The 26,345-nt window shown below is 41.2% G+C and carries 26 protein-coding genes and 1 other RNA gene; 21 read left to right on the top strand and 6 right to left on the bottom strand.

Going from position 1 to position 26,345, the window contains the following annotated elements; translation table 11 throughout:
- The 11 genes from fliF to NQT69_RS05445 all read left to right on the top strand — a co-directional run bounded on the left by fliF (position 1) and on the right by NQT69_RS05445 (position 10,013).
- Entirely contained in the window at positions 1-1,725 is a 1,725-nt protein-coding gene (gene fliF, locus NQT69_RS05495) for a flagellar basal-body MS-ring/collar protein FliF (protein WP_256826659.1), read from the top strand.
- On the top strand, positions 1,706-2,725 hold the full coding sequence (locus tag NQT69_RS05490) for a FliG C-terminal domain-containing protein (RefSeq protein WP_256826658.1): 1,020 nt from the start codon (positions 1,706-1,708) through the stop codon (positions 2,723-2,725). The genes fliF and NQT69_RS05490 overlap by 20 nt, the downstream gene beginning before the upstream one ends.
- Positions 2,725-3,348 carry a FliH/SctL family protein gene (locus NQT69_RS05485; protein WP_256826657.1) on the top strand — a complete coding sequence of 208 codons (624 nt, stop codon included), beginning with the start codon at positions 2,725-2,727 and terminating at the stop codon, positions 3,346-3,348. The genes NQT69_RS05490 and NQT69_RS05485 overlap by 1 nt, the downstream gene beginning before the upstream one ends.
- A 2-nt stretch (positions 3,349-3,350) precedes the next feature.
- Positions 3,351-4,703 carry a FliI/YscN family ATPase gene (locus NQT69_RS05480; RefSeq protein ID WP_256826656.1) on the top strand — a complete coding sequence of 451 codons (1,353 nt, stop codon included), beginning with the start codon at positions 3,351-3,353 and terminating at the stop codon, positions 4,701-4,703.
- Positions 4,693-5,112 carry a hypothetical protein gene (locus NQT69_RS05475; RefSeq protein ID WP_256826655.1) on the top strand — a complete coding sequence of 140 codons (420 nt, stop codon included), beginning with the start codon at positions 4,693-4,695 and terminating at the stop codon, positions 5,110-5,112. The genes NQT69_RS05480 and NQT69_RS05475 overlap by 11 nt, the downstream gene beginning before the upstream one ends.
- 81 nt (positions 5,113-5,193) lie before the next feature.
- The gene (hrpB, locus tag NQT69_RS05470) at positions 5,194-7,620 is read left to right on the top strand and encodes an ATP-dependent helicase HrpB (protein WP_256826654.1); all 2,427 of its coding nucleotides are present in this window, start codon (positions 5,194-5,196) and stop codon (positions 7,618-7,620) included.
- A 91-nt stretch (positions 7,621-7,711) separates the two neighbouring features.
- The gene (locus NQT69_RS05465) at positions 7,712-8,110 is read left to right on the top strand and encodes a DUF4019 domain-containing protein (protein ID WP_256826653.1); all 399 of its coding nucleotides are present in this window, start codon (positions 7,712-7,714) and stop codon (positions 8,108-8,110) included.
- 26 nt (positions 8,111-8,136) lie between these two features.
- Positions 8,137-8,574, top strand: coding sequence for an acyltransferase (locus NQT69_RS05460; RefSeq protein ID WP_256826652.1), 438 nt, complete (start codon positions 8,137-8,139; stop codon positions 8,572-8,574).
- Positions 8,575-8,677: 103 nt separating this feature from the next.
- Positions 8,678-9,109, top strand: a complete 432-nt coding sequence (locus NQT69_RS05455; RefSeq protein ID WP_256826748.1) for a nuclear transport factor 2 family protein — start codon at positions 8,678-8,680, stop codon at positions 9,107-9,109.
- Between the two features lie 32 nt (positions 9,110-9,141).
- Positions 9,142-9,486 (top strand): 5-carboxymethyl-2-hydroxymuconate Delta-isomerase, encoded by a 345-nt coding sequence (locus NQT69_RS05450; RefSeq protein WP_256826651.1) that lies wholly within the window; start codon positions 9,142-9,144, stop codon positions 9,484-9,486.
- A gap of 32 nt (positions 9,487-9,518) precedes the next feature.
- Entirely contained in the window at positions 9,519-10,013 is a 495-nt protein-coding gene (locus NQT69_RS05445) for a GNAT family N-acetyltransferase (RefSeq protein ID WP_256826650.1), read from the top strand.
- Positions 10,014-10,077: 64 nt separating this feature from the next.
- Here NQT69_RS05445 and NQT69_RS05440 read toward each other — a convergent pair whose 3' ends face one another.
- A complete protein-coding gene (locus tag NQT69_RS05440) occupies positions 10,078-10,983 on the bottom strand; it encodes a LysR substrate-binding domain-containing protein (RefSeq protein WP_256826649.1) in 906 nt (301 codons plus the stop codon).
- Positions 10,984-11,130: 147 nt separating this feature from the next.
- Between NQT69_RS05440 and NQT69_RS05435 the strand changes: the two genes are divergently transcribed.
- Positions 11,131-12,039 carry a DMT family transporter gene (locus NQT69_RS05435; RefSeq protein WP_256826648.1) on the top strand — a complete coding sequence of 303 codons (909 nt, stop codon included), beginning with the start codon at positions 11,131-11,133 and terminating at the stop codon, positions 12,037-12,039.
- Positions 12,040-12,062: 23 nt separating this feature from the next.
- Here the strand turns inward: NQT69_RS05435 and ssrS are convergent.
- Positions 12,063-12,246, bottom strand: a non-coding RNA gene (ssrS, locus tag NQT69_RS05430) — 6S RNA.
- Positions 12,247-12,440: 194 nt separating this feature from the next.
- Here ssrS and NQT69_RS05425 point away from each other — a divergent pair.
- The 4 genes from NQT69_RS05425 to NQT69_RS05410 are packed head-to-tail and all read left to right on the top strand — an operon-like array spanning position 12,441 to position 16,703.
- On the top strand, positions 12,441-13,001 hold the full coding sequence (locus NQT69_RS05425) for a UPF0149 family protein (protein ID WP_256826647.1): 561 nt from the start codon (positions 12,441-12,443) through the stop codon (positions 12,999-13,001).
- A 21-nt stretch (positions 13,002-13,022) separates the two neighbouring features.
- Positions 13,023-14,339, top strand: a complete 1,317-nt coding sequence (gene pepP / locus NQT69_RS05420; RefSeq protein ID WP_256826646.1) for a Xaa-Pro aminopeptidase — start codon at positions 13,023-13,025, stop codon at positions 14,337-14,339.
- A gap of 16 nt (positions 14,340-14,355) precedes the next feature.
- The gene (gene ubiH / locus NQT69_RS05415; protein WP_256826645.1) at positions 14,356-15,540 is read left to right on the top strand and encodes a 2-octaprenyl-6-methoxyphenyl hydroxylase; all 1,185 of its coding nucleotides are present in this window, start codon (positions 14,356-14,358) and stop codon (positions 15,538-15,540) included.
- Positions 15,537-16,703, top strand: coding sequence for an FAD-dependent monooxygenase (locus NQT69_RS05410; protein ID WP_256826644.1), 1,167 nt, complete (start codon positions 15,537-15,539; stop codon positions 16,701-16,703). Before ubiH ends, NQT69_RS05410 begins: the two co-directional genes overlap by 4 nt.
- 72 nt (positions 16,704-16,775) lie before the next feature.
- Here the strand turns inward: NQT69_RS05410 and NQT69_RS05405 are convergent, their stop codons facing one another.
- Entirely contained in the window at positions 16,776-17,105 is a 330-nt protein-coding gene (locus NQT69_RS05405) for a BON domain-containing protein (RefSeq protein ID WP_256826643.1), read from the bottom strand.
- 424 nt (positions 17,106-17,529) lie between these two features.
- Between NQT69_RS05405 and NQT69_RS05400 the strand changes: the two genes are divergently transcribed.
- The gene (locus NQT69_RS05400) at positions 17,530-19,617 is read left to right on the top strand and encodes a S8 family serine peptidase (RefSeq protein WP_256826642.1); all 2,088 of its coding nucleotides are present in this window, start codon (positions 17,530-17,532) and stop codon (positions 19,615-19,617) included.
- Positions 19,618-19,675: 58 nt separating this feature from the next.
- Here NQT69_RS05400 and srmB read toward each other — a convergent pair whose 3' ends face one another.
- Entirely contained in the window at positions 19,676-20,902 is a 1,227-nt protein-coding gene (gene srmB, locus NQT69_RS05395) for an ATP-dependent RNA helicase SrmB (protein WP_256826641.1), read from the bottom strand.
- 76 nt (positions 20,903-20,978) lie between these two features.
- Between srmB and NQT69_RS05390 the strand changes: the two genes are divergently transcribed.
- Positions 20,979-21,677: a tRNA1(Val) (adenine(37)-N6)-methyltransferase gene (locus NQT69_RS05390; RefSeq protein WP_256826640.1), complete on the top strand. Its 699-nt coding sequence runs from the start codon at positions 20,979-20,981 to the stop codon at positions 21,675-21,677.
- Between the two features lie 3 nt (positions 21,678-21,680).
- Here NQT69_RS05390 and NQT69_RS05385 read toward each other — a convergent pair whose 3' ends face one another.
- Together NQT69_RS05385 and fldB are read right to left on the bottom strand one after the other, a co-directional pair.
- A complete protein-coding gene (locus tag NQT69_RS05385; protein ID WP_256826639.1) occupies positions 21,681-22,097 on the bottom strand; it encodes a hypothetical protein in 417 nt (138 codons plus the stop codon).
- A 99-nt stretch (positions 22,098-22,196) separates the two neighbouring features.
- A complete protein-coding gene (gene fldB, locus NQT69_RS05380) occupies positions 22,197-22,718 on the bottom strand; it encodes a flavodoxin FldB (protein WP_256826747.1) in 522 nt (173 codons plus the stop codon).
- A 151-nt stretch (positions 22,719-22,869) separates the two neighbouring features.
- Between fldB and xerD the strand changes: the two genes are divergently transcribed.
- The 3 genes from xerD to recJ all read left to right on the top strand — a co-directional run bounded on the left by xerD (position 22,870) and on the right by recJ (position 26,342).
- Complete coding sequence (gene xerD, locus NQT69_RS05375) at positions 22,870-23,751, top strand: site-specific tyrosine recombinase XerD (protein WP_256826746.1); 882 nt, start codon at positions 22,870-22,872, stop codon at positions 23,749-23,751.
- A gap of 63 nt (positions 23,752-23,814) precedes the next feature.
- Positions 23,815-24,543 (top strand): bifunctional protein-disulfide isomerase/oxidoreductase DsbC, encoded by a 729-nt coding sequence (dsbC, locus tag NQT69_RS05370; RefSeq protein ID WP_256826638.1) that lies wholly within the window; start codon positions 23,815-23,817, stop codon positions 24,541-24,543.
- A gap of 77 nt (positions 24,544-24,620) precedes the next feature.
- On the top strand, positions 24,621-26,342 hold the full coding sequence (gene recJ / locus NQT69_RS05365; RefSeq protein WP_256826637.1) for a single-stranded-DNA-specific exonuclease RecJ: 1,722 nt from the start codon (positions 24,621-24,623) through the stop codon (positions 26,340-26,342).
- Positions 26,343-26,345 lie beyond the last annotated feature (3 nt).

Here is a 26,345-nt window from a genome sequence, read left to right as displayed (position 1 = left end):
ATGAAAGGTGAATTAACAAAAGCTGATCCCCAATCAAGTAGCGAAATAAATTTACGTGAAAAGGTGATTAACTTTTCTAATCGATTTAGTTCGGCTTCGAATCATGGTGAGCGAAATGTCGCCACAATAGCTTTGCTTGCAACTATTGTAGCTGCAACCATTGTTGTGATCCTATGGACGTCAGCTAAGAACTACGTACCATTATATGGTAACCAAGAGAGCTACGATAAAGCTAATATTCTTGAAATTTTAGATAAAGAACAAATCACCTTTCGGATTGATACCAATAGCGGCAATATTTTAGTACCGCAAGAAAAGTTGGCTGATGCACGGATCACTTTAGCAGCTCGTGGCATTAAAGCTTCAATGCCTGAAGGCGTTGAGAATATTGCTAGTAAAGTATCAATGGGCACTAGTCAATTTCTTGAATCAATGCAGTACCAACATGCACTTGAAGGCGAGCTTGCCCGCACCATGATTAACATGCAAGGGGTCAGGAATGCTCGTGTTCACCTTGCTATACCAAAACGAAGTTTATTTATTGGCCGTGACGAACAAAAAACAGCAGCATCAGTGATGGTTGATTTAGCGCCGGGAACAGAGCTAAAAGAAGAGCAAGTAGAAGCGATTATTTCTCTTGTGATTGGCAGTGTTCCTGGGTTGGGTTCGCGTTCTGTGTCAGTAGTTGATCAGCGCGGAAAGTTACTCAGTGGCAGTTTATTTGACAACACACCTGTAGGTAAAGAAACAGATAAAAAATTAGCGTTTATAGAGAAAGTTGAGCGCAACATTGAGCAACGCGCATCCATTATGTTATTGCCTATTTTAGGTGAAGGAAACTTTAGAATTCAGGTTTCCAGCGATGTTGATTTTAGTGTGGTGGAAGAAACCCGTGAAAAAGTTGACCCTGAGAGTGTCCTCAAGCAAGAGCAAATTAAATCAGACTCAAAGGAAGATCAATTTGCTGCTGGTATTCCTGGTGCGTTGGCCAATCAACCACCTGCGGCTAATGCACAAGGGGAAGATGAAGCAAATGAGCGAGTATCTGAGCGTAACGAGAGTAGCCGAGAGTATGAAAATGGCCGCTCAGTAACCCATACTCAGTATGAAGTTGGCCGTTTAAAGTCAATGAGTTTATCGGTATTAGTAAATGAAGCCGTGTCGGGCAACGAGCAAGGCTGGACTGAGCAGCGATTAGCATCACTTGGGCAAATGGTTAAAGCAGCTACAGGCTTTAATGTTGACCGTGGTGATCAATTTAATATAACAAGTTTCTCGTTTGTAGAGCAAAAAGTACTTGCTCCTGGAGAAGGCTTACAATGGTGGCAGATGCCGGAAATAAGGGAGTATGCGCGCTATATTTTCGGTACATTAATTAGCCTAATTCTCATTTTGTTTGGTGTACGCCCATTGGTAAACCATCTAATTAAAGACAAAAAAAGTGCAGAATCTACGCCAATTGCACCTCAAAAAGACGAACCAGAAAGCGAGGCTGATGCTTATGTAAGACAGAGTACGCCGTTAGATAGCACAATTCAAAAAAGCTCTCAGGATATGCTCGAAGATGAATCAGATGGAACTATGATTTTACCTAAAGTAGGTAGTGACTTTGAAGAGCAAATTTCGCATATGCAATTACTTGCAAGCCGTGAAACAGAACGTGTTACGTCAGTAATTAAATACTGGGTTGAACAAGGGGTCGAAAGTGAATCAAGTAAGTCCTAATAATATGACACCATTATCACCGCTAGATAGGGCCGCCATCCTATTGCTGAGTATGGGGGAAGAGAATGCCGCTAGCGTTATTCGTAAGCTCGGCCGCCGAGAGGTACAAGCAATCTCAAAACGCATGGCAAATATTGCTAATATTACTAAAAATGATGTAGCAGATACATTGACTACCTTTTTTGATCGTTATCGTAATGAAAGTGGGGTAAACGGCGCATCAAGACTTTACCTCGAGAGAGCATTAGATAAAGCCGTAGGGCGCCGTTTAGCAAGGGGCATGCTTGATGACATATATGGCGGAGCCATGAATGATGATTTACATCGTTTAGAGTGGATACCACCTGAGTTAATTGTACGCTTCCTGGAGCAAGAACATGTTCAAATGCAAGCGTTATTTTTGGCTTTCTTACCGCCAGAGCAAGCAGCGGCAATTATTTCTTTATTTCCTGAATCTAAACATGACGACTTGTTATACCGTATCGCAAGCTTACGAGAGGTTAGCGAGCATGTAATGGACGATATTCGTTTAACTATAGAGGCATGTATTGAATTTGTGGGTCGCCAAGTTGGTGCACAAGTTAATGGCGTGGATAAAGTCGCGGAAATTATGAGTCGCTATAGTGGTAATAAGAGCCACATAATTGAAGTGATGAAAATGCATAACAACGATGTGGGTGATGCAGTTCAAGAGCGCATGTATGATTTTAATAGTTTAACATTACAAACAGATGAAGTACTTGCAAAATTGCTTAACGATATTCCCGATGAAATGTGGATTATGGCGCTCAAGGGTACCAATAAAGAGCTTGTTACCCGATTATTAAGTTCGTTGCCTAAGCGCTTAGCTCAAGTATATCAGCAGCAAATTGAGGCATTAACAGCTCAACCTGTGAGTAAGGTGGAAGCTGCCCGCAAAGAGATAATGAATATTGTCCGCAATATGAGCAAAAGCGATGAAGTAGATTATAAACTTTATCAAGAAGAAACGGCAGAATAATGATGACCCAGCCGTTTCGATTCCCTAAATTAAGTAAAGCTGAACAGCAACAAACGTTGCAACAACGATTAGAGCAAGCTGAGCAGTATGGCTGGCAAGGTGGCTTTAAAGAGGGCCTCAAACAAGGCAGTATTAATCAAAAAGAGGCGATGGAGCAAGAAATTGAAGCGCAAGTGGCAAACTTGATGGAGTCAAAACTAGCAGAGCATAAAACAGCATTAATAGCCCGCTTTGATGAATTATTTAATGAGTCACAGCGACAGCTTGATTTGCATTCAGATGAAATTAATCAAGCTATTTGTCAGCTTGTTACTAAGGTTACTGAAAAAGTCCTCGATTGTGAACTGCAACAACAACCTCAATATCTTGTAAAGCTGGTTCAACAAGCGTTAACTCTATTAGCAGGAAAAGACAAGGTATCAGAGGTCATTTTTTCGTTAGCTGATGAAGAATGCCTTGCCGGTGCTAACTTAGAAGTTCTTAATGTAGAAGTCAGTTTTGACCAGCAGTTAAGTAAAGGAGATGTCCAACTTATTGCGGACCAGCAAACGCATAGTTTATCTTTTTCACAACGGCTCGATGAGATTTTAGCCGATTCAACAGCTACTTTGTTGGACAATTAGCTATGATTCAAACCCTACACGAGCGCTTAATCAAAGCTGCCAATGAGCTTCCAACACCACCGTTATTGCAAAGTTACGGACGTTTAGTGCGCGTAAATGGGCTGACGCTAACAGCCATCGGTGGCTTATTTGCGATGGGTCGTAAATATCAGGTCGAAAGCATTGATGGTGTATGGTACGACGTTGAAGTCATTGGTTTTCATGAAAAAGAAGCGTATTTAATGCCACTTAATAAAGTGGAAGATTTATATGCTGGTGCACGAGTCCGAGTAGCAACGCAAGCACCGTCTATTTGTATTGATGAGCGCTTATTAGGCCGAGTTTTTGATGCGCAAATGAACCCAATAGATTTGCTAGGAAATATTACTCGTGAGAAAGAGCACAACCAAACTAAATTAGTTAAAAGTACACCATTAAGCCCATTAGATCGCAGAGGTGTAACTGAGCCACTGGATGTTGGTATCAGAGCTATCAATAGTTTATTTACTGTTGGTAAAGGGCAGCGACTGGGTTTATTTGCAGGCTCAGGAGTAGGTAAAAGTAAACTGCTTGGGATGATGACGCGTTTTACTTCAGCGGATGTTGTTATTGTTGCACTTGTTGGTGAGCGAGGCTGGGAGGTTAAGGAGTTTATTGAACAAAGCTTGGGTAAACAAGGGCTTAAAAAAGCAATTGTGATTGCATCTCCCGCTGATGATTCACCTTTATTACGTGTAAAAGCAGCAGAACAAAGCCACAAGTTAGCTGCTTATTTTAGAGACCAAAACCTTAATGTACTGTTACTTATGGACTCGCTCACTCGTTATGCTCAAGCCCAGCGTGAAATAGGGCTATCAGTAGGTGAGTTACCGGCCTCTAAAGGCTACCCACCTTCTGTGTACAGTAAGTTAACTCAGTTAGTTGAAAGCTCAGGTAATAGTGAGCAAAGTCAAGGGTCGATGACTGCTATATATACGGTGCTTGCAGAAGGTGATGATCAGCAAGATCCAATCGCTGATAATGCCCGTGCTATTTTAGATGGCCATATAGTTTTAGATCGCTCATTAGCAGAGAAAGGTCACTATCCTGCAATTAATATTGGTGCTTCAATTAGTCGTGTTATGCCTAACATTGTCGAGCCTGATCAATTACAACACTGTTATTTGTTAAAAAAACTATATAGTCGTTATTTGCAAGTTCACGAGTTAATTCCTCTAGGCGCTTACCAAGCAGGTAAAGATCCAGAAATGGATGCGGCGGTTAATCTCTATCCACAAATAGAGTCCTTTTTATGTCAAACGCTCAATGAAAAAATTAGTTTTTCAGATTCCGCGATACAGCTACAGCAAATAATGGGAAAAGTGAATGTTAGCTAAATTTAAAAATATGCAAAAAGATAAGCTTGAGCAAATGTTAGCAAAGCAGTCACAACTTCAGCAGCGTAGTTTACAAGAACAGCAGCGACTACAACGCCTACAACAGCATATTGATAGTATGGATAAGAATATAAATATGCAATCGTCATTAGGGCTGCAAAACCTTTCTGGTATGAAAGCGATATTAGCAAATTTATCACATCAGCAAACTGAGCTTATCAGCCAATCAAAAAATGATGAACATCGCCAGCAGCGAGCCTGTTTAAAGCAAATGTCGTTTACCAAAGGTATTGAAGGTATAGTAAATAATCGCCACATTAGCTTACAGCGACAGCAGCAAACACAAGAGAATAAACAGCTCGATGAAATGGTAAGCCAAGCTTATATTCGTCAAAAGATGAGCGATTAGGGATTAGCCGATTATGCTAAGGTATTATAATTTACTAACTAAGCTATAATATTGTCAAAAGAATAGCCCGTACGAGCATCAGTGTTACCAGTAAAAGATATTTATTCTGCGCTAATTTCAGCCTTACACGATCATCCAATTACATTACTGCAAGCACCTCCAGGTGCGGGTAAGTCAACGTGGTTGCCACTAAACTTAATACGTGATGGGTATTTTAAACGAATCGTTATGCTTGAGCCGCGCCGTCTTGCAGCACGAAATATTGCTAACTACTTAGCTAGTTGCCAAAGTGAGCCTGTCGGCCAGAGTGTAGGTTTACGCATTCGTGGTGAAAGTAAAGTTAGCAAAAATACACAACTTGAAATTGTCACCGAGGGCATGCTGACCCGCATGCTGCAAAATGATCCTGAATTAACCGGTGTCGACTTAGTGATATTTGATGAGTTTCATGAACGCTCTATCGCAGCCGATACGTCCTTGGCTTTTGCACTCGAAACACAAGCTGCACTGCGAGAAGATTTAACTATCCTACTGATGTCAGCAACTCTTGATAGTGAGCGCTTTGCAGCATTTTTTCAATGCCCAGTAGTACAATCACAAGGGCGAAGCTTCCCAATTGATGAAGTCTACATACCATTAAAAGATGAAAGTCGTTGGCTAGATGAAATTCCAAACATTATAAAACAAGCACTGATCGAGCAAACAGGTAGCGCGCTGGTGTTTTTACCAGGACAACGTGAAATAGTGCGTGTTCAACAAGCGCTTAATGATTTACCTGCAGATTGTGAGGTCTTTACTCTATTTGGCGAGCAAGATAAAAACCAGCAACAAGCGGCAATAGCCCCAGCGGCAAAAGGCAAGCGTAAAGTAGTGCTAACTACCAATGTGGCGGAAACCAGTTTAACCATTGAAGGCATTCGCATTGTTGTTGATAGTGGCAAACGCCGTGCTGCGAGCTTTAATTTAAAAACTGGAGTCACAGAGCTCACCACACAGAGTATTTCCCGCTCATCTGCTGTACAGCGGGCAGGGCGTGCAGGTCGTGTTGAGCCAGGCGTTGTTTACAGGCTGGGTTCAAAGCAAACATTTGAGCGACGTAATAGCCACGACAGTCCTGAAATTCTCACTTCAGATATCAGCCAGCTCATGCTTGAGGCAAAGCTCTGGGGCGCTAATATCAACGAGCTAACATTACTGGATAAGCCAACCGAGCAGCAAAGCAGCCAAGCGCTAATTTTACTAAAAATGCTAGAAGCGGTTGATAGTAAAGGAAAGCTATCTAGTTTAGGTAGCCAGATGTTGGCATTTGGTGCTGATATTCGCTTGGCGCATATGCTGTTAAAAGCCCAGCAGTTAGAATCGCAAAATACTGGTATTTACCATTTGGCTATATATTTAGTCGCTTTATTAGAAAGTCGTATTAATTGTGCTGCCGATCTTAATGTCGCTTTGCATAGTATGCAGCAGCGGCCTCATCCAGTATTTAAACAGCAGTTAAAATATTGGCAAAATCGTTTAAAGGTAAGTGGTGATCAAGGTGAGCTAAAGACCGAATATTTAGCCGTGCTGGTGGCACTTGCTTACCCCGATCGCATTGCCAAAAAGCGCGGCAGTGGCTACTTACTTAGCAATGGCGCTGGCGCTGAAGTTAATAATGATTATTGGCACAATGATGATTACATAGCGATTGCTTCGCTTGGCGGCCATAAAGGTGGACGAATATTTGCCGCAACACCCGTTGACCCATATGAATTGCAACACTACTTGCCGCATTTATTTAGCGAGCAAACCCGTTGTGAGTTTGATGAAAAAGCGGCGCGCTTTATCCATCAAGATGAAGTAAAGCTTGGAGCAATCACTGTTACCAGCCAACCAAGCAAATATAAACTTGATAAAAGTGAGCGTGCAAAAGCATGGCTTAACTTATTTAAAAAACACGGCTTTGCACTTTTTAACGAGCAAACTGATGCCCAGCAATTACTTATTCGCATGAGTTTGGCTTACAAACTTTTACCTGAGCAGTTTCCGCTTGTTACAGAGCAGTCACTTATTGACCAAGCAGATACTTGGCTTGGGGTATATTTACAAGATATTAAAACCCTTGAACAGCTTAAAAAGTTTAACTACTTTGAGGCGCTGCAAAATTGTTTTGATTGGCAACAACAAACAGCACTTAAAGCACTGTTACCGCTGCGTTTAAATGTACCGAGCGGTTCAAACATTAAGATAAATTATCAACTGGACGGCCCAGCAAAACTCAGTGTGCGTATGCAAGAAGTCTACGGCATGACAACATCACCTGTACTTGCACAAGGTAAGTTGCCATTATTGATGGAGTTATTATCACCGGGGAAACGCTCATTACAACTGACTCAAGATTTAGCCCATTTTTGGGCAACCAGTTATCGTGAAGTGCAAAAAGAAATGAAAGGACGCTACCCAAAGCACTTTTGGCCGGATGATCCAGCAAACAGTGTTGCCACTAATAAAGTAAAAAGTAGGATGTGAGTAAAGTTAGCGAGAGTAAAGTTCATAAATTATGCTTTTATAATTAACCACTCTTTAGTAGGCTGGAGCTGCTAATTTTTAACAAGGAGTTATGATGAGAAAGCACTGTATTATGTTTTTCCTTATGGTTGTTGTAACGTTTAACCTGTATGCCAACGAAGAGCAACCTGTTGCTAAACAGTGGTTAGCTGTTGTCGATAGTGGTGATTACGCATTTAGTTGGCAGCAAAGTGATGCATTCTTTAAAGAAAATGTAAGCCAAGAGCTTTGGGTATCAAAACTCGGTGAAGTCCGAACACCCCTAGGTGATGTCGAATCCCGTGAGCAAGTAAATCGTAAAGCCTTTGACTCGCTGCCACAGTTACCAAAAGGTGAGTATGTTTTACTGCAATTTAATACTGACTTTGCTAATAGACCAAAGTCGACGGAAACAGTGACTTTAAAAAAGTCGGATCAACAATGGTTAGTAATTGGTTATTTTATTCAATAGTTTATGTAATCAATTAGGTAATCAATATGTCTAATCATATTACGCTTACTCAATATGTGAAAAAGCGTACAGGTGTAGCACTAGGTGCTTCAGGCTCATTAAGTGCAATGCTTAAGCGTTCATTTGGTGCGCCATCCTTTTATTTGTTTTGGCGCTATTGGAATCCGATCTGGAGCTACTATTTGTCGCGTTATGTGATGAAACCAGTATCGTCATTTGTGCCTCATTGGTGTGCAGTGATCATCACCTTTGCAGTCAGTGGGGCATTACATGATTCAGCCGTCATGCTAATAAAATGGAAGCTACTGTGCTTCTTTACTCCCTGGTTTAGCTTAATGGCAGTGTGCGCGTTGCTAAGTCTTAAGTTAAAGTTAGTATTTACTCATTTTTCAATGCCGGTTAGAGCCTTCATTAATTTTCTCTATATTAGTGCTAGTTTTTACCTTACAGATCTGCTTTTTTAAATAAAGCTATACATTTCATTTGTTTGTTGTTTATATGGCGTATGTAATTTAAACAATGGAGTGCCTGATGAAAAAAATAACAGCTATATTTTCAGTGGCTTTAATGTGTATGTCGGCCAGTGTTTTGGCTGCAAATAAAGAGCTTGAAACGCTCGCACAACAATACTTTTCAACGATGGTCGCGACTCAAGCGCCGAGCGCGACACATAAAGAGATAGAAGCGTTTTTGGCATTATTAAGTGAGGATGTGGGTAGTCAACATATTCCATTCCAACCCGATGATACCCGCGCACCTGACGGTAAAGAAAACATGCGTAAAGGTATGACATTTTACTTAGCTGCTCACACCGAGTACGAAGCTAAACTGCTCGACACATTTATTTTTAATAACTCAGGCTTTGCAATCCGTTATAGTCATCATGCTAAAGGTATTCACCCGCAAAACCAGCAACCTATAGAATATAGCCAGACTATTATGGATGTTATTGAAGTAGAAGAAGGAAAGATAGTGATGATACGTAAATACCATCAGTAGGTGTTTTTTTATCAACCAGAAAGGAGATTTTAATGCCTCATTTTGTAATTGATTGTGCTAGTTCTGTTTTAGACGTGCATGATGAAGTGACTATCAATAAGGCGATACATAAGATTGCTAACAGTACAGGCTTATTTATTGAAAGTGAGATAAAGATTAGAGTAAACCCATATAATCATTACTTGGTAGGGAATGAAGAAAACGAGTTTATTCACGTATTCACCTATATAATGCAAGGACGAACTACAGAGCAAAAAGCGGCGCTATCCAGAGCGGTTGTAACTAAATTAAATGAGATGTTTCCAAAGGTTACTAATATCGCCATGAATATTAATGACTTTGAAAAAGCGACCTATTGTAATAAAACCCAGCTTTGAGTGTTCCATAAATACTAAATATAAAGAGTACGATGCTACGTTTAAGAGATTTCAAACCAAAAGATCAAGCTTTACTAATTAACTACCTGAATAACCCCGATGTAAAACGGTATTTATCTCCCAAAATACCATCGCCTTACACGGTTGATGATGCTCGTTGGTGGGTTGAGACTGGCAGTAAAGCGGGGGGAATTTTTGCCATTGAAAAAGATGGCTTATTTATTGGTTGCGTAAGTGCTATAGCCGGCGAGCTGGAGTATTGTAAATCGGCAGAGGTTGGCTATTGGCTCGCCAAGGAGTATTGGGGGCAGGGGATTGTGACTGCAGCCTTGGCATTACTAATAGCGCAAGTTCAAGCAACAACGGATATTGTGCGCTTACACGCTGTTGTGTTTGAAGGGAATACAGGCTCAAGTAAAGTTTTACTAAAGTCTGGCTTTAAGCACGAAGCCCTACTAGAAAAAGCGATTTATAAAGAGGATTGCTTTTACAATGCGAATTTATATGGCCAACTAATAAGCAAATAAATCAACTTAAAAATTAGTTTATGTACACAACAAATACCTACAGTGGCTATAGTTAGAGTGTCGCTTAGTATTCATTGCCTTTCGTAAACTCTATTTTTAACCACTCTTTTAACTGCAAAACATCATCTTGCTCGGCTTTTGCTTTCGTTGTGGCGAAATGAAATTGCTGATGTGGGTTTAATACTGGCTCATCAATTTGTAGCAACATACCATGTTTTATATCATCTTTTACGAACTGCTTGTGGGTGACTAAAATACCTAGCTGCCTCATCGCCGCTTGCGTAGCTTGTACTGAAATACTAAAGGTTAAGTTTTTATGTTGCTTTGGCTTTTTAAGCTTCTTAGCATCACACCAGACTTGCCAATCATTGAGGCGACGTGGGTTTTCTACAAAAATAGCGGGATAAGTATTAAATATAGTCTGTATATCTTGGGTTGTATCCTTAAGTAGTTGTGGGCTACATACTAATATTAGCTCATCATCACCAAGCTTCTCGCAATGGTATTTAGTCCAATCTTTAGCATGTCCATGGATTAATGCAGCATCAACACCTTGGCGTTCTAAATCAAATTCACCGACTAAATTCGATAAGCGAACGTCAATTTGTGGAGCCGCTGATTGAAACAGTGCCACTCGTGGGATCCACCAATGCAGTGCCATTGAGTTTACCATATTCAACGTAATATACGGCTGAGAGAGCTGACTATGACTCGCTTCTTGACTGGCAGCAATGATCTCTTCAATCGCAGGTAATACTCGTTGATAATAACGTTTTCCCACTGAATTTAATGACACCGTGCGGCCATGGCGGGTAAACAATTGAGTATTCAGCTTTGCTTCTAATGATTTTATAGCTTGGCTAACTGCGGAGTGACTAACACTCAATTGCTCAGCGGCATGCACCATACTGCTAGACTCAGCAACAGCAATAAAGCTATAGAGTGATTTTAATGGCACGTTCTTAATCATATGTCATTACCAATAGTTAAGTTTTTCTTACATGTTAGTGCGGTATTATTCGCTTTTTTATTAATTAGATTCAAGCTAAATTACCGTCACACTCATTATATTGCTGAAAATACTCTTAAAAAGTATTTGCTATTCGGAATTTAATTTATGCCACTTCACTTTAAGCCTAGTTTATTTATGTTGTTATCCACATTTACTTTATCTATAAATGGCTTGTTGTCAAAATTGTTAACGGAGTATTTTGATGATGCTTTATTGGTATTATTACGCTTACTCGTTCCCGCCATAATTATGTTGTTGATTGTGATGCTGGCAAAGTGGGCTGTGCCGAATAAAGAACAATGGCGGCCATTGTTTATTCGTGCAGTATTTATTGCGAGCTGTCAAAGCTGTTTTATGTTGGCACTATCGCGTTTAAGTTTGATAGAAGCCGTGGTGTTATTCAGTACTGGGCCACTATTTATTCCGTTCATTGAGCGCATATTATTTAGCACAAAACTAAGCTGGTTAATGCTACCTACATTTACCTTGATGGTTTTAGGCGTGGTGATTCAAAATATAACAGTACAAGGAATTAGTTGGCGCTGGGACTTATTACTCGGGTTGGCGGCCGGTTTCTTTAATGGCTGCTCGCAAGTTGCGTTGTTTCGAGCCAGTAAAGTGGACTTACCTGTTATGGTAATTAACGGTTGGAGCTTTGCATTTGCAGCTATGATTGTTATGCCAGTACTTGCGCTTACACAACCCAATTATACGGCAAGTTTAATACACATGAGCGAGTTGAGTTGGGGGGTTGTAACTTTGCTGATTATGCTTGGTTTTAGTACTGCTTCAACACAGTTTTACCGCTCTAAAGCGTATCGCTTAGTGGCATCAAATTCAGAGTTAGCACCGCTGATCTACACGAATCTAATTTTTGCTTTTTTGTTTCAAATATTATTTTACGATACCAATATGACTTGGCTTCAAGTTGTCGGCACAGGGTTGATAATTTTAGCCAGTTTATTGAACACCTTTGGACCGAGGTATTTGGATTATTGGAAATTAGGCGTTTAAATAGCTGATCAGTGAAGTAGGAAGTGTTCCCCAAGTATGTGGTACTTGGTATTAGTCCTGAAACCATAAGGTCTCAGGGCGGGGATCTGCGGTTTACCGTAGGCTTCTCGGTACATGCCGAGCTTGCACAATAGTAAACGAACAGAAACCCTAACATAAAATTTATCGGCTCAGGGACTTAACCAAGCTCCTACAACCTAGGGAACACGTTCAGTATATAAGACATAAACCAAACCTTACACCCCAAATTGAAAAAACTTAGACCGCTTGCTTGCTTTTTCTACGTTGGTAACGGGTTATTTACTTTTTGGATTGCTTTTTGACCTCAATCATACAATTAATTGGAGTTGCTATTTATCGAGTGGTAGCATTGAGTTAAATACCACAGTGAAGAAAAAATCATGAGCGAATTACCAGATTACCAACAAGCCCAACTCCTATTGGAAAAAAATGAAATTTTTGTCGCCCCAGCAGAAGCGCATGGCGTGATCAGTGGTCTACTTGCTTGTGGTTTAAGCATTGAGGCTAAAGATTATTTAGCGTTGTTAAGCGATGTGTTTAATGATGGCCAAGCATTTAGTCATGATCTAAAAGCCTTTTTTGCCACTATTTATAAGCAGGTTGTTGAAAGCTTTAGCGGTGAAGAGTTTCAATTTGACTTATTTTTACCAAGTGATGATGAAACCTTAATAGATCAAGCGAATGGTTTGGTTTCTTGGGTAGCCGGCTTTATGCTAGGTTTTGGATTAAAGCAAAAAGATTACGGTAAACTGTCGGCTGACGTGAAAGAAGTGATCAGTGACTTTAGTGAAATCACACGTCTAGACACCATGTTTGATGAAACCGAAGAGGATGCACAAGCCTTACATGAAGTGATTGAATATGTACGAGTTTCAGCATTATTATGTTTTGCAGAGCTTGGCAAAGAGCAAGTTAGTGAAACTAAAAAAACACTTCATTAAACAATAAAAGCAGAGTTGAACATGCCAGTGTGTATTGATAAAGCCGAATTTAAAGCGCGTCGAGAGCATTTGCTTTCGCTTATAGGGCCAAATAGTGTCGCAATTATTCCAGCTGCTAGCGAAGTTACCCGTAGTCGCGATACAGATTATGCTTTTCGCCAAGACAGTGACTTTTATTACTTAACAGGGTTCAATGAACCTGACGCGGTTTTAGTGTTGTCTACCCATAGTGAAACGCCAAGCACACTGTTTTGTTTGAATAAGGATAAGCTCGCTGAGATTTGGCATGGTCGCCGAATTGGTTTTGAAAAAGCGAAAAAAGATTACTTATTCGACCAAACATGTGCGCTCAGTGAGCTAACTGAACAATTATTGAATTTGGTGAACGGCCAGCAGATTTTATTTTATGCACAAGGCACTTACCCTAGCTTTGATGACAAAGTATGGTCATTATTAGGCACACTACGAAGTAACCGTACATTAAAAGCACCGACAACGATTAAAGATATCAGCGCTTTGATCCATGAAATGCGTTTATTTAAATCACCAGCAGAGGTGAATATTATGCGTAAGGCGTGTGAAATTAGTGCCCAAGGGCATATTCGAGCGATGCAATTTGCTACGCCAGGTGCTACTGAGTATCAGCTTGAAGCTGAGCTTCATCATCACTATGCAATGCACGGTGCGCGTCATCCGGCTTATGGCACCATTGTTGGAGGAGGTGATAATGCTAACATTTTACACTATACCGATAATTGTGATGCGTTAAACGATGGTGATTTAGTGCTTATTGATTCGGGTTGTGAGCTACAAGGCTATGCTGCGGATATAACGCGTACCTTTCCTGTAAATGGTCAATTCAGTGAGCCTCAGGCTCAACTCTATAATATCGTATTAGCTGCCCAAGAAGCTGCATTCACTGAAGTTAAACCTGGCGGTAGCCTAGCTAAAGCAAATAAGCTTGCAATGACTGTACTTACGCAAGGGTTGATTGATTTAGGTATTCTGCAAGGTGAATTACACGAACTTTTGGCCAGCCAAGCGTGCAAGGCATTTTATATGCACGGCCTTGGCCATTGGCTTGGTTTAGATGTTCACGATGTTGGTGATTACAAGCAAGATGAAAAAGAACGCTCATTTGAACCAGGCATGGTACTTACCATTGAGCCTGGGCTCTACATCAGCCTTGACGCTAAAGCACCCGAGCAGTATCAAGGTATAGGTATTCGCATCGAAGACAATCTATTAGTTACTGAGCAAGGTTATGAAAACTTGACTCAAAGTGTGCCTAAAAGTATCAGTGAAATTGAAACGCTAATGAGCCTAAAGGCTAACTAAATGCTAGGAGTAAAGCGTGGCAGAGCAGTTTGATATTGTCATTATTGGTGGTGGCCTAGCTGGAGCGACTTGTGCACTAAGCATTGCACGCTACGCACCTGACTTAACCATTGCGGTTGTTGAAGCCAATCAACCCAGTGATGATTATCACCCGAGTTTCGATGAGCGCAGTATTGCCCTGGCACAGCAATCTGTACAGTTTTTACAAGCAAACAAAATATTTGATCCGCAGGGGGATTTTGCCGCTGCGATAAAACATGTGAGTGTGTCTGATCGTGGCCACTTTGGTAAAACACATATTGATTGTGATGAGTTTGGCCAAAATGCTTTAGGTTATGTTGTTGAGGTTAATCCATTTGGCCGTTCATTGCATAACCAGTTAATAAATACCTCAGTGAAGTTATTTTGTCCTGATACTGTTACCAGTTTAAATTACCAAGTAAATGTTGCTCAGCTTGCTCTACAATCAGGAGCTGAGTTAACTGCAAAGTTAGTGATCATTGCAGATGGCGCAAAATCGCCAACGCGACAGTTAGCCAATATTAACTTTACAACCGAGCCTTATTCACAAGCTGCGATTATTGCGAATATTGAAGTGGCTGGTGGTCATCATAACCATGCATTTGAACGTTTTACAGAGCATGGCCCTATGGCACTACTACCTATGAGCAAGAACCGTTACTCATTAGTATGGTGTATGGAGCCTGAGCAAATTAAGCAGAATATGGCGCTTGATGATGATGCATTTATTATGGCGCTACAAAATGCGTTTGGTTATCGCGCCGGGCAATTTGTTAAAGCAGGTGTACGCGCCAGTTACCCACTCGTTTATGGCCGTGCGGATTCGCTGCATAGTCATCGTACTCTATTAATTGGCAACGCAGGGCATGCCATTCATCCTATCGCAGGGCAGGGCTTTAATTTAGGCTTGCGTGATGTACAAGTGCTATGTGACTTAATACAAGGAGAGCATGAGATTGGTAGCTATGCATTTTTACGCCAATACGCGCAGCAACGTAGCCAAGATATTAATACCGTAATGACCCTGACTGATAGCTTGGTTAGGCTCTTTTCTAATTCATCGCGCATGTTAGCACTTGGCCGCAGCTGCGGTTTGTTCACAATGGACTTATGTTCTTCATTAAAAGCTCCGTTAGCAAAACAATTGATGGGGCAAGTAAAGCAAGGTAAACGACTATGAAACAAGCACAAGTATGTGTAGTTGGTGGCGGTTGTGTGGGGCTCACACTTGCTCTTGGTTTAGTAAAAGCAAATATCAGCGTAGTGGTTATTGACGCTGCAGCCAAACAGGCATTACCTGGTGATGACTACGGTTTACGAGTGAGTGCCTTGAGCCTTGCTAGCCAAGCATTATTTGAGTCGCTTAATGTGTGGCCAGAAATTATGGCACAACGAGCGTGTGCTTATACTCACATGGATGTACGCGATCAAGATAGCTTTGGTAAAATAGCGTTTAACAGTGATGAACTAGATTTACCCCAATTAGGCCATATCGTCGAAAACGACATTATTCGTTATGCATTAATAAACGAGCTTGAAAAACATAGCCAAGCGACCCTAATGTTTGAAACGCGTTATCAACAAATTCACCAAAGTGAAAACGATGTATTTATTACCCTTGAGTCTGGTGAGCCTGTGATTGCCAAACTTTTGGTTGCTGCTGATGGCGCAAATTCTTCTGTTCGAAAGCAGTTTAATTTACCTATTACGTTTAAAGATTACGATCATAATGCGATTGTTGCGACGGTAAAAACCGCTGAGCCACATAATAATACTGCTCGCCAGGTGTTTCTGCCTACCGGGCCATTGGCGTTTTTACCACTGGCAGATAAGCACACACATTCTATTGTTTGGTCAACGAGTCCTGAGCACTGCCAGTCGCTACTAGCGATGGATGATGCTGATTTTAATAAAGCGGTTATGGCTGCACTGGATGGTCAATGTGGTTTATGCGAGATACAAAGTCAGCGTGCTGCATTTCCACTTAAAATGCGCTACGCCCAGCAATGGGTTGCAGGTAAAGTTGTGCTCATCGGCGACGCTGCACATACAATTCACCCCCTCGCAGGGTTGGGTATGAACTTAGGTCTTAAAGATGTCAGTTATTTGATTGAATTACTGAGTGAGCAGCACATAGAGTTTGCCAGTGATCGCACCTTGCGTGATTACGAACGCACCCGCAAGCTCGATGCGCAAAAGCATATTGCCATGATGCAAGGTTTAAAAGAGCTATTTGCAGGCACTCACCCAGTTAAAAAGTTGATACGCGGTGTTGGTTTGAGCATGGTTGATAACTTAGGGCCGATAAAGCAGCTTTTTGCAAAACAAGCCTTGGGCAAATAAAAGCAGCGGTGAGTATAAAAAAAGAGCGCCAATGGCGCTCAACAAGGGGGAGTGTAATTTTTCAATAAAGCTTTAATCTTCACCTGCAATTTTCATTTTATTTTCGATTATCTCAATTCCTTGAGTGTTTTCTAAAAATTTTTGCGCAAGCGCACGTTCAAAGCCATTGCTCGCGATACCCTGCAACTTAATTTTATTATCGGTAACGATTACATTAAGTGCTGATAAGTTTAAATTTGGGTTGTTATACAACTTTTTAACGGCAAGTTGTTGTAAATTGGGTTGGGTTGAAGCGCTACTGACCATAATACTGCTTGGCGCTGCACTGACTTGCGTTGCACAGGCAAGTAAAAAAACACAACAAAGCGATATAAGTGATACTGTTAATTTAAAGCGATTCATGATTTCCCTCAAGCTTGCTCAATTAAAGATATATTCCTAGTTACAAATACCATTCCAATAATTAACTACATGAAAATATTGGGTATTTATTTTTATCCTGTAAAAATAAAATGTAACTCGGGTATTTTTTACATTCGAATAAGTAAAAAACTCTTTGTTTCAAAGAGCGATGGGTTTGGTGGTTAAAAGTTGAAACACTTTATTTACATTGTGTTTTGCTCAACACCGCGAATTTGTTCTATGACATACACAAACGTATTTCCTGGACCTTAAACTTTTATCAGCAAAATAACTAAGTTTAATAGGCTTGAGAGTATTTTTGTACCAATGAAGTTGACAGCGTTGTCTTTGCGTGTTTCTATAAAAGGGTTGTGAATTAATTGTAAATTCATAGCGTGAAACTTTTACATCCAAGGAATATAAAATGAGCGTGTCAAACACCCCGAGATTTAAAATAACCGCACTAACAAGTGCTATTTTATTATCAGCCGCAGGCTCTGCAATGGCCGAGCAGGTTGAAGCTGAGCGTTTTATAGTGCATTTATCTGAGCAAGCAACCGCAGTGCATACGACGTTTGCCCGAAGTCAAGTGCAAGCTAATGATATGAAACGTAGTTTAATGAATAACATTGCCACACAGGTAAATGTTGATGTTATTCAACCTTTACCTGAAGTAAATGCTATGGCCGTTATGCTAACAGCAGAACAAAAACAACGGTTATTACAAAGCTCTGAAGTGACGACTATTGAAGTGGATCCTAAGCGTTACTTAATGGCTGAAAGTACACCTTATGGCATTACTATGGTTCAGGCTCAGCAGCTCTCTGATACGCTTACTGGTAATCAAAAAGTGTGTATTATGGATACAGGTTATACCCTTAGTCACCCAGACTTGCCTAATACAGGCATTACAGGAAGTGATGGTTACGGGGCCAATAACACGGGGAATTGGTATAACGATGGCAATGGTCACGGCACCCATGTTGCAGGCACAATTGCAGCTTTAGGTGGCAATGGCCAAGGTGTTATTGGGGTTATTTCGTCAGGGCAATTAGGTCTACACATAGTTAAAGTGTTTAATGATCAAGGTCGGTGGGCTTATGGCTCAGATCTCGTTGCAGCTATCGGCCAATGTCAGTCGGCAGGGGCGAGCGTGACCAGTATGAGTTTAGGTGGGCCACAATCGTCACATGCTGAGCGCCAAGCTTTTGCAAACAGTTATGCTCAAGGTATGTTGCATATTGCGGCTGCGGGTAATGATGCAAATAGCGCGTTAAGCTACCCAGCATCCTATGATGAAGTGGTTTCGGTTGCAGCCGTTGACCGCAATGGAACTAAAGCATCGTTTTCGCAATACAATGCACAGGTTGAAATTGCAGCGCCAGGCGTAGGCACAAATTCAACGTGGAATAATGGCAGCTATAAAAGTATCAGTGGCACATCTATGGCTACGCCCCATGTATCAGGTGTGGCAGCTTTAGTGTGGAGCCATTTTCCACAATGTTCTAATCAACAGATTCGAGATGCACTCAATGCCACTGCGCAAGACCGTGGTGCACCAGGTCGAGACACCTCCTATGGTTTTGGTATTGTAAAAGCTAAAGACGCCTATGATTACTTGGCGCAGTCAGAATGTGGTGGTGGCAGCGGAGTCGATAATGCCCCTATAGCAAGTTTTAGTGCTGTAGTAAGTAATAAACAAGTGACATTTACGAACTCTTCAACGGATGATAAAGGGATCAGCAGTTATTATTGGCGTTTTGGCGATGGTAACTCAGCGACGGCTGAAAATCCGACTCACACTTATGCAGCAGATGGTGATTATTCGGTTACTTTAGAAGTCACCGATACGGCAGGGCAAACCAGTCAGCGTAGTCAAGTCGTTAAAGTTTCTTCAGTGATTGGCGGTGAGTGTGAAGGGATTGCGTCATGGGATGCGAGTAAATCATACCGTGTGGGTGATCTAGTTGAATATAACCAAGTTAAATATAAAGCAACTTGGTGGTCAACAGGCGCAAGTCCTGTGGTGTATTCAAATGTGTGGTCACGACAAGGTAACTGTGAAACGGGTGGCGGTACTGTAAATCAAGCGCCAAAAGCAAATTTTGATTTTAGCATTAATGGCTTGGCTGTGAATTTTAATAACGCATCAACAGATGATGTGGCGGTGACAGCCTATAATTGGAATTTTGGTGATGGCAGTGCAGCAAACACAAAAACACCTAGTCACACTTATCAAGCGGCGGGTTCATACCAAGTAAAATTAACGGTAAGTGATGCGCAAGGGCTCAATCATAGTTTAACAAAAACAGTTACTGTAGCAGATGACAACACCCCACCTTCAGGTTGTCATGATCTGAGCCCTTGGAGTGCGGCCTCGGTTTACACTAAAGGTACTGAAGTGTCATACAATGGTATTCGCTACAGTGCTAAGTGGTGGACACAAGGCGCCAATCCGGCTGAAAATTCATATGCCTGGGCTGTATGGCAAAACCTAGGTGCTTGTCAGTAAATAGCAGAATAAACAAAAGCCGAGGCTCATTGAGACTCGGCTTTACGTTATTTAGAAGTTATTTCTTTTTCTTTGCTTTTGCCTTTTTACGGGCTTTAATTTTAGCCGGATCTTTTACTTTTTTGACTGGCATTTTTGCTTCTTTATGTTGAGGCTCTATACCTTTAATCACTCGGCGTTTAAGTTTTTGCTCAGTGTAGCGTTCAACCTTAGCTAAAATTGCTACATCGTGCGCTTCAACCAATGAAATCGCGATGCCTTTTTTGCCAGCGCGACCAGTACGACCAATTCTATGTACGTATACATCGGCGGTACGTGGCATATCAAAGTTAATGACATGGCTAATGTCAGCTACATCAATACCGCGGGCAGCCACATCTGTTGCAACCAAAATTTTGGTACGGCCACTGTGGAAGTTTTCCATAGCTTTCATGCGTTTGTCTTGTGGCATTTCGCCACGTAACCACGCGGCTTTTACACCGTTGTTGGTGAGTTCACCAATGAGGGTTTCGAGACGTTCACGGGTCTTAACAAACACAATTGCTTTGCTGACATCTGGGCCATTTAAGGTATTAACTAATAGCTCAAGCTTGTGATGGTAGTCATCAGCTAAATGCACCCACTGATGAATTTTGGCTTTTTCTTTACGTGACGACTCCGCTTCAAGCAGTGCCGGATCGTTTAAAATACGCTCTGCGAATTGCTCAACGCTATCGCCTTCAAGAGTTGCTGAAAATAGAAAACACTGACGACGGTTTTTAGCTTCATCACAAATGCGCAGCATTTCTTTACGAAAGCCCATATCAAGCATGCGGTCTGCTTCGTCTAAAATAAGCATTTCGACATTTTCGGCATGAAAGTTTTCAGTTTCTAAGTATTCCATTAATCGCCCAGGGGTGGCGATTAAGATATCGTTATTTTTTTCAAAAATTTCTTTATGAGTGCCGTAATTAATACCGCCTGTAACCACACCAATTTTTAAATGGGTTTGCTTGGCAAGTAATTCACACTGCTCATGAATTTGATACGCAAGTTCACGGGTCGGGGTCATAATTAACACCCGCGCAAAGCCCGGCTCGCGACGCGGGAAATCCAGTAAATATTGAATTGCTGGAATTAAAAATGCAGCGGTTTTACCTGTCCCTGTAGGGGCTGATGCTAAAATGTCGCGCCCTTGTAGAGCTTCAGGAATAGCTTGTTGCTGGATGCTAGTAGGGCTTTCATAGCCCATTTTAGCAACGGCATTTAGTAACTTGTTATCGATATCAAAATCAGAAAATTGCATAGAGTGTCAAAAATAGAGGACAATTAGCGCTAATTATACGCGCTATACTGCAGTTGGTGAATGAAAAGGTGAAAAAATGTCTGGTTTTGCGTTTAAACAATTTAAAGTCGAGCATGATCTATGTGCAATGAAGGTGTCGACTGATGGCATTTTATTGGGGGCATGGGCAAAGCTAGCTAATGGCCAAAGCGCGCTAGATATAGGCACAGGCACAGGATTATTGGCACTAATGTGTAAGCAGCGAACTCCCAGCGTAGCTATGACAGCTGTTGAAATTGATGGGTCTGCATATCATCAAGCAAAGCAGAATATTGAACAAAGCCCGTGGCCCGATATTGCACTTTATCATCAAAGTATCCAAGAATTTGCAACCGAGACGCCATTTGATGTAGTGATCAGTAATCCGCCTTATTTTAATAATAGTTTAAAAGGGGATGATGCCGCACGAAACGCGGCGCGCCATACTGATGGCTTGAGTTTTGCGCAGTTAATTAGTGCATTTAAACGATTAACGCATGATGCTGCACTGTTTAACTTAATTTTACCAAGTAGCGAAGCTCAAGTATTTATAGCAGAAGCTACTGCGCAAGGGCTTTATTTACAAAATCATTGTTTAGTGCAAACTAAAAAGACTAAGCCTGCTACGCGCAGCTTAATGTGTTTTGGCTATCAAGAGGTTGCCTATCAACAACAAAATTTAATTATTCATAATGGTGAGGGGGGTTACAGCAAAGACTATATTGCTCTATGTAAGGATTTTTATTTAAAAATGTGATTTTTATAAATGCAGCTGATGAATTTCATCAAGCTTAATGTGTTCTAAATTTTTTTGTTTTAGTAGTTGATTAAGTACTAAATCTGCTTTTGATTTATCTATTTCGGCGCTGCTGTAATTGATTACTTTAAACTGCCGCTTTACTGTAAGCCCTTCTATTTCACAAAGAGAACCATGATGTTTTATTAGAATGGGTAAGGTTGAGCGTGTTTGATCATCGTACTTTGCGATACTTAATTTGGTTAAATTAAATAAATCTTTTGCTAATTTTCCACTTTCAATAAAAGCGGTCATAGTTGTGGGAATATAAAATACATGGCCATTTCTATCACAGCTTTGCTTACCGACAACAGTTAAAGGGTCGACTTTATTGTTTGAAAAACTAACCATGTCGGCATTTATAAAAGTAAACTTAGGCATAGTGTCGATGAATTCAGTTATTGGTTTATGTCTTTGCGTGTACTGCAGTTACTAGGGCGCATGAGGTTAAAAGAGCGCCTTAGTCTAACTGGGTAGTGGTTATAAAGTTTCACTGTACTCGTTCATGATTTGCTCAACCCAATTGGCTATTCGCTCATCGCTTTGCTCGTATTGACTGTCTTCGTCAAGAGCAAGGCCGACAAAATGTTTGCCATCCGTGGTGAGTGCTTTTGATGCTTCAAATTCGTAGCTAGCATCGTTAGGCCATAAGCCTAATTGAGTAAACTCTTGGCTGCTAATTTCATCATGTAACATACCTAATGCGTCTTGAAACCATTGGCCGTAACCTTGTTGGTCACCCATACCAAATAAGGCTATGGTTTTGCCCGTTAGGTTTACATCTTTAATGTCATCCCAGATTGATTCCCAATCTTCTTGTAATTCACCAAAATCCCACGTTGAAATACCAAAGATGATAAAATCGTAATTCTCTGCATTTTTTAGTGGCTCATCTTTGATGTTATGTAAACTGACAATGTCTTGCCCAATAATATCGCGGATTTTTTCTGCTGCTATTTCGGTATAGCATGTCGTTGAGCCATAAAATAAACCAATTTGCATCGTATTTATCACTGTGTGTTTGCCTGATATGATAGGCTCAAGTTTACCGTAAGGTATGATTAATTGATACCTTGATTAAAATGGAACAACTGTGACTAAGTTTGCAAAAAATGAATCATTAAGCCCACTTACAGAACATCAAGACGAGCTTATCAACAATAGCGACTATCTTGAGTCGTTTTTAGATAACCTTTATCTTGAGCAGCATGTTAGTGATAATACGCTATCGGCATACCGCAGTGACTTAGATAAGTTTTGTTTATTTTTACAAGGGCAAGATTTACTCACAGTATCAGGGTCAGATATTGAAAGTTATTTAGCACACCGTGTTGATTTAGGCCTAAAGCCCCGTAGCACGGCGCGCAGCATTAGTGCGTTAAAACGTTTTTATCAGTACTTAGTACGCGAAAAATATTTAAGCGAATCACCCATGGTGAATATTGCTCAGCCCAAAGCGGGTCAGTCACTGCCTAAAACACTGTCTGAAAATGAAGTAGAAGCATTACTTGCAGCGCCTAATGTTGAAGAACCTATGGGACTACGTGATAAAGCCATGTTAGAACTGCTTTATGCCACTGGACTGCGAGTAAGTGAATTGGTGGGCTTACGCATGGAGCAAATAAACATGCGCCAGTCTGTTGTGTTTGTTAAAGGTAAAGGTAATAAAGAGCGTTTGGTGCCACTTGGCGAAGAAGCCATGTATTGGCTTGAGCTGTTTTTAAAAGGTGGGCGTGGGCAAATGATTAAGCATGCCACCGACTTTGTGTTCCCATCTAAGCGTGGCGTGGGCATGACACGACAAACTTTTTGGCATCGTATTAAACACTATGCTATTTTGGCATCGGTTGAATCGCCTTTATCACCGCACACGCTGCGACATGCCTTTGCAACGCATTTACTTAATCATGGTGCAGACCTTAGGGTTGTGCAAATGATGCTGGGGCATAGCGATTTATCAACAACACAAATTTATACCCATGTTGCTAATGAACGCTTGAAATCAGTACATCAACAACATCACCCGCGTGCTTAGTGAAATTTTTTAGTGCATTAGCGGTCATAGTAAAGACGAACTATCAGGAATTAAGAGAACAATATGAAAAAGTTAGTATTAGCCGGTGCAATGTTAGGCACCAGTTTAAGTGCGTTTGCAAATGGTGTATTAGCTGTACCTGATGCCAATGACCCAATAGTTACAAAGTTTGCTGAGCTAGGTGTAACCGTAAAACACATCAACCCCAGCCCAGTTGCTGGGTTGAAAGAGTTAATTACTGATAAAGGTGTATTGTACGCAAGTGCTGATGGCCAATATTTAATGCAGGGCACTTTAATTGACCTAAATAATCGTAGTAATTTAACAGAGCAGGCTCTTAACGGTGTTCGTAAAGAGGGTCTATCAGAATACGAAAACTCAATGATTGTTTACAAAGCGCCAAATGAAAAACACAGCATTACGGTTTTCACTGATATCAGCTGTGGTTATTGCCGTAAATTACACCGTGAGCTTGATGACTTACTCGAAGCGGGTATTACAGTTAAATATTTAGCATTCCCACGTGGCGGTTTACAAGGTTCAGGTTATGCCGATTTAATGAACGTGTGGTGTGCTAAAGACCAGCAAGAAGCACTAACAGAAGCAAAAGCCGGTGCTGATACAAAAGTTGTGCAAGGCTGTGCGGCACCCATTGCTGAGCATTATCAACTAGGGCAAAGCTTTGGTATTAGCGGTACACCGGCTATCATTTTAGAAGATGGTACTATGATCCCAGGTTATCAGCCGGCAGCAGCACTTGCTGCGGCCTTAGAAGCTAATAAGTCTTCATAATTGAATAAAACATATTAAAAAGGCCGTTATAGGCCTTTTTTTGTTAGTACTCCTAACTTAAAAGTATCACCAGCTGCATGAAAAAAATAATTCAAGCTCGACAATGTGTTGATGACTCACACCTACCTAGTAATTTACACCCTGTAATTAAGCAAATTTACGCCACTCGCCAAGTAGCCCATGCCGATGAACTTAACAACAGTGCTGCTACATTGCATGATTTTAGATTGTTTAAAGACATAGATAAAGCCACTGAGTTATTGATAGATGCATTGCAAAAGCAAAGTAAAATACTCATTGTGGGCGACTTTGATGCTGATGGTGCAACCAGTACGGCGACGTTAATGCATGGCTTGACCATGTTTGGTTTTACCCATTTAGATTATCTCATTCCAGATAGGTTTAGCTTAGGCTATGGGTTGAGCCCTGCGCTTGCTGAGCAAATAGTCACAATAGCGCCAGATTTAGTGATCACCGTAGATAATGGTATATCTTGCGTTGCGGGTATCGAGATTGTTAAAGCCGCAGGTATTAAAGTATTGGTTACCGACCACCACTTGCAAGGTGAGCAACTACCCAATGCTGACGCTATCGTTAACCCAAATCGACATGACTGTGAATTTCCATCTAAATCAATTGCAGGTGTTGGGGTCGCGTTTTATTTACTGATTGCACTGAGAAGTGCCTTACGTGATTTAGGCCACTTTATTGCGCAGCAAGCTCCCAATTTAGCAGAGTTACTTGATATCGTTGCACTTGGTACAGTAGCGGATGTGGTGGCATTGGATACTAATAATCGCACTTTGGTTCATCAGGGCTTAGCACGAATTCGTAGTGGTAATACCCGCCCAGGGATCACCGCATTAATTGAAGTTGCAAATCGTAATGCCGCACGCTTAAGTGCCAGTGATTTTGGTTTTTCTTTAGCACCACGCTTAAACGCCGCTGGACGTTTAGATGATATGAGTTTAGGCATAGCCTGTTTGCTATCAGCAGATTTAAACCAAGCAAGGCGCATCGCCAGTGAGCTTGATAGCTTAAATCACGAGCGCCGCGAAATAGAACAAGGCATGCAAACTGAAGCACAGGCGGTACTTGATAGGTTAGCGTTTGATAGTACTAGCGTACCTGATGCGATTTGTTTATATCAGCAAGATTGGCATCAAGGTGTGATTGGTATTTTAGCGGGCCGCTTAAAAGAAAAATATCACAGACCCACCGTTATATTTGCTGGTGGTGATAATGGCGAAATCAAGGGCTCTTGCCGCTCGATTGAAGGGCTGCATATGCGTGACCTACTCGAGCGTTTGAATACCTTACACCCGCACTTAATTAGTAAATTTGGCGGCCATGCCATGGCTGCGGGGTTGAGTATTAACGAGCAACACTTTAGTGAGTTTAAACAAGCTTTTGAGCAGGCAGTTACTGCACAATTAAGTGAAGAGCATAAACAATGCATTATTTTGACCGACGGTGAGCTTCCAAGTGAGTGCTTTAGCATGGAGTTTGCGCAGTTAATTAAACAAGCGGGGCCTTGGGGGCAGCAATTCCCTGAGCCTGTGTTTGAGCACACTTTTGAGCTTGTGCAGCAACGTATTGTTGGTGAAAAACATTTAAAACTGGTGCTTAAACACCAATCTGGTCGCTTGGTTGATGCGATTGCTTTTGGTATTGACGTAAAGGCCTGGCCCGATACAGAAGTCAGCTTTGTGAAGGTTGCGTATCAACTGGATATTAATGAGTTTAGAGGTAAATTTACGCTACAATTAATTGTGCGTGAATTACAAAAGAGCAGTTAAAAA

Origin of the sequence: Pseudoalteromonas shioyasakiensis (assembly GCF_024518675.1) — a bacterium.
GTDB lineage: Bacteria > Pseudomonadota > Gammaproteobacteria > Enterobacterales > Alteromonadaceae > Pseudoalteromonas > Pseudoalteromonas shioyasakiensis_B.
This window is presented reverse-complemented; position numbering and strand designations above follow the sequence as displayed.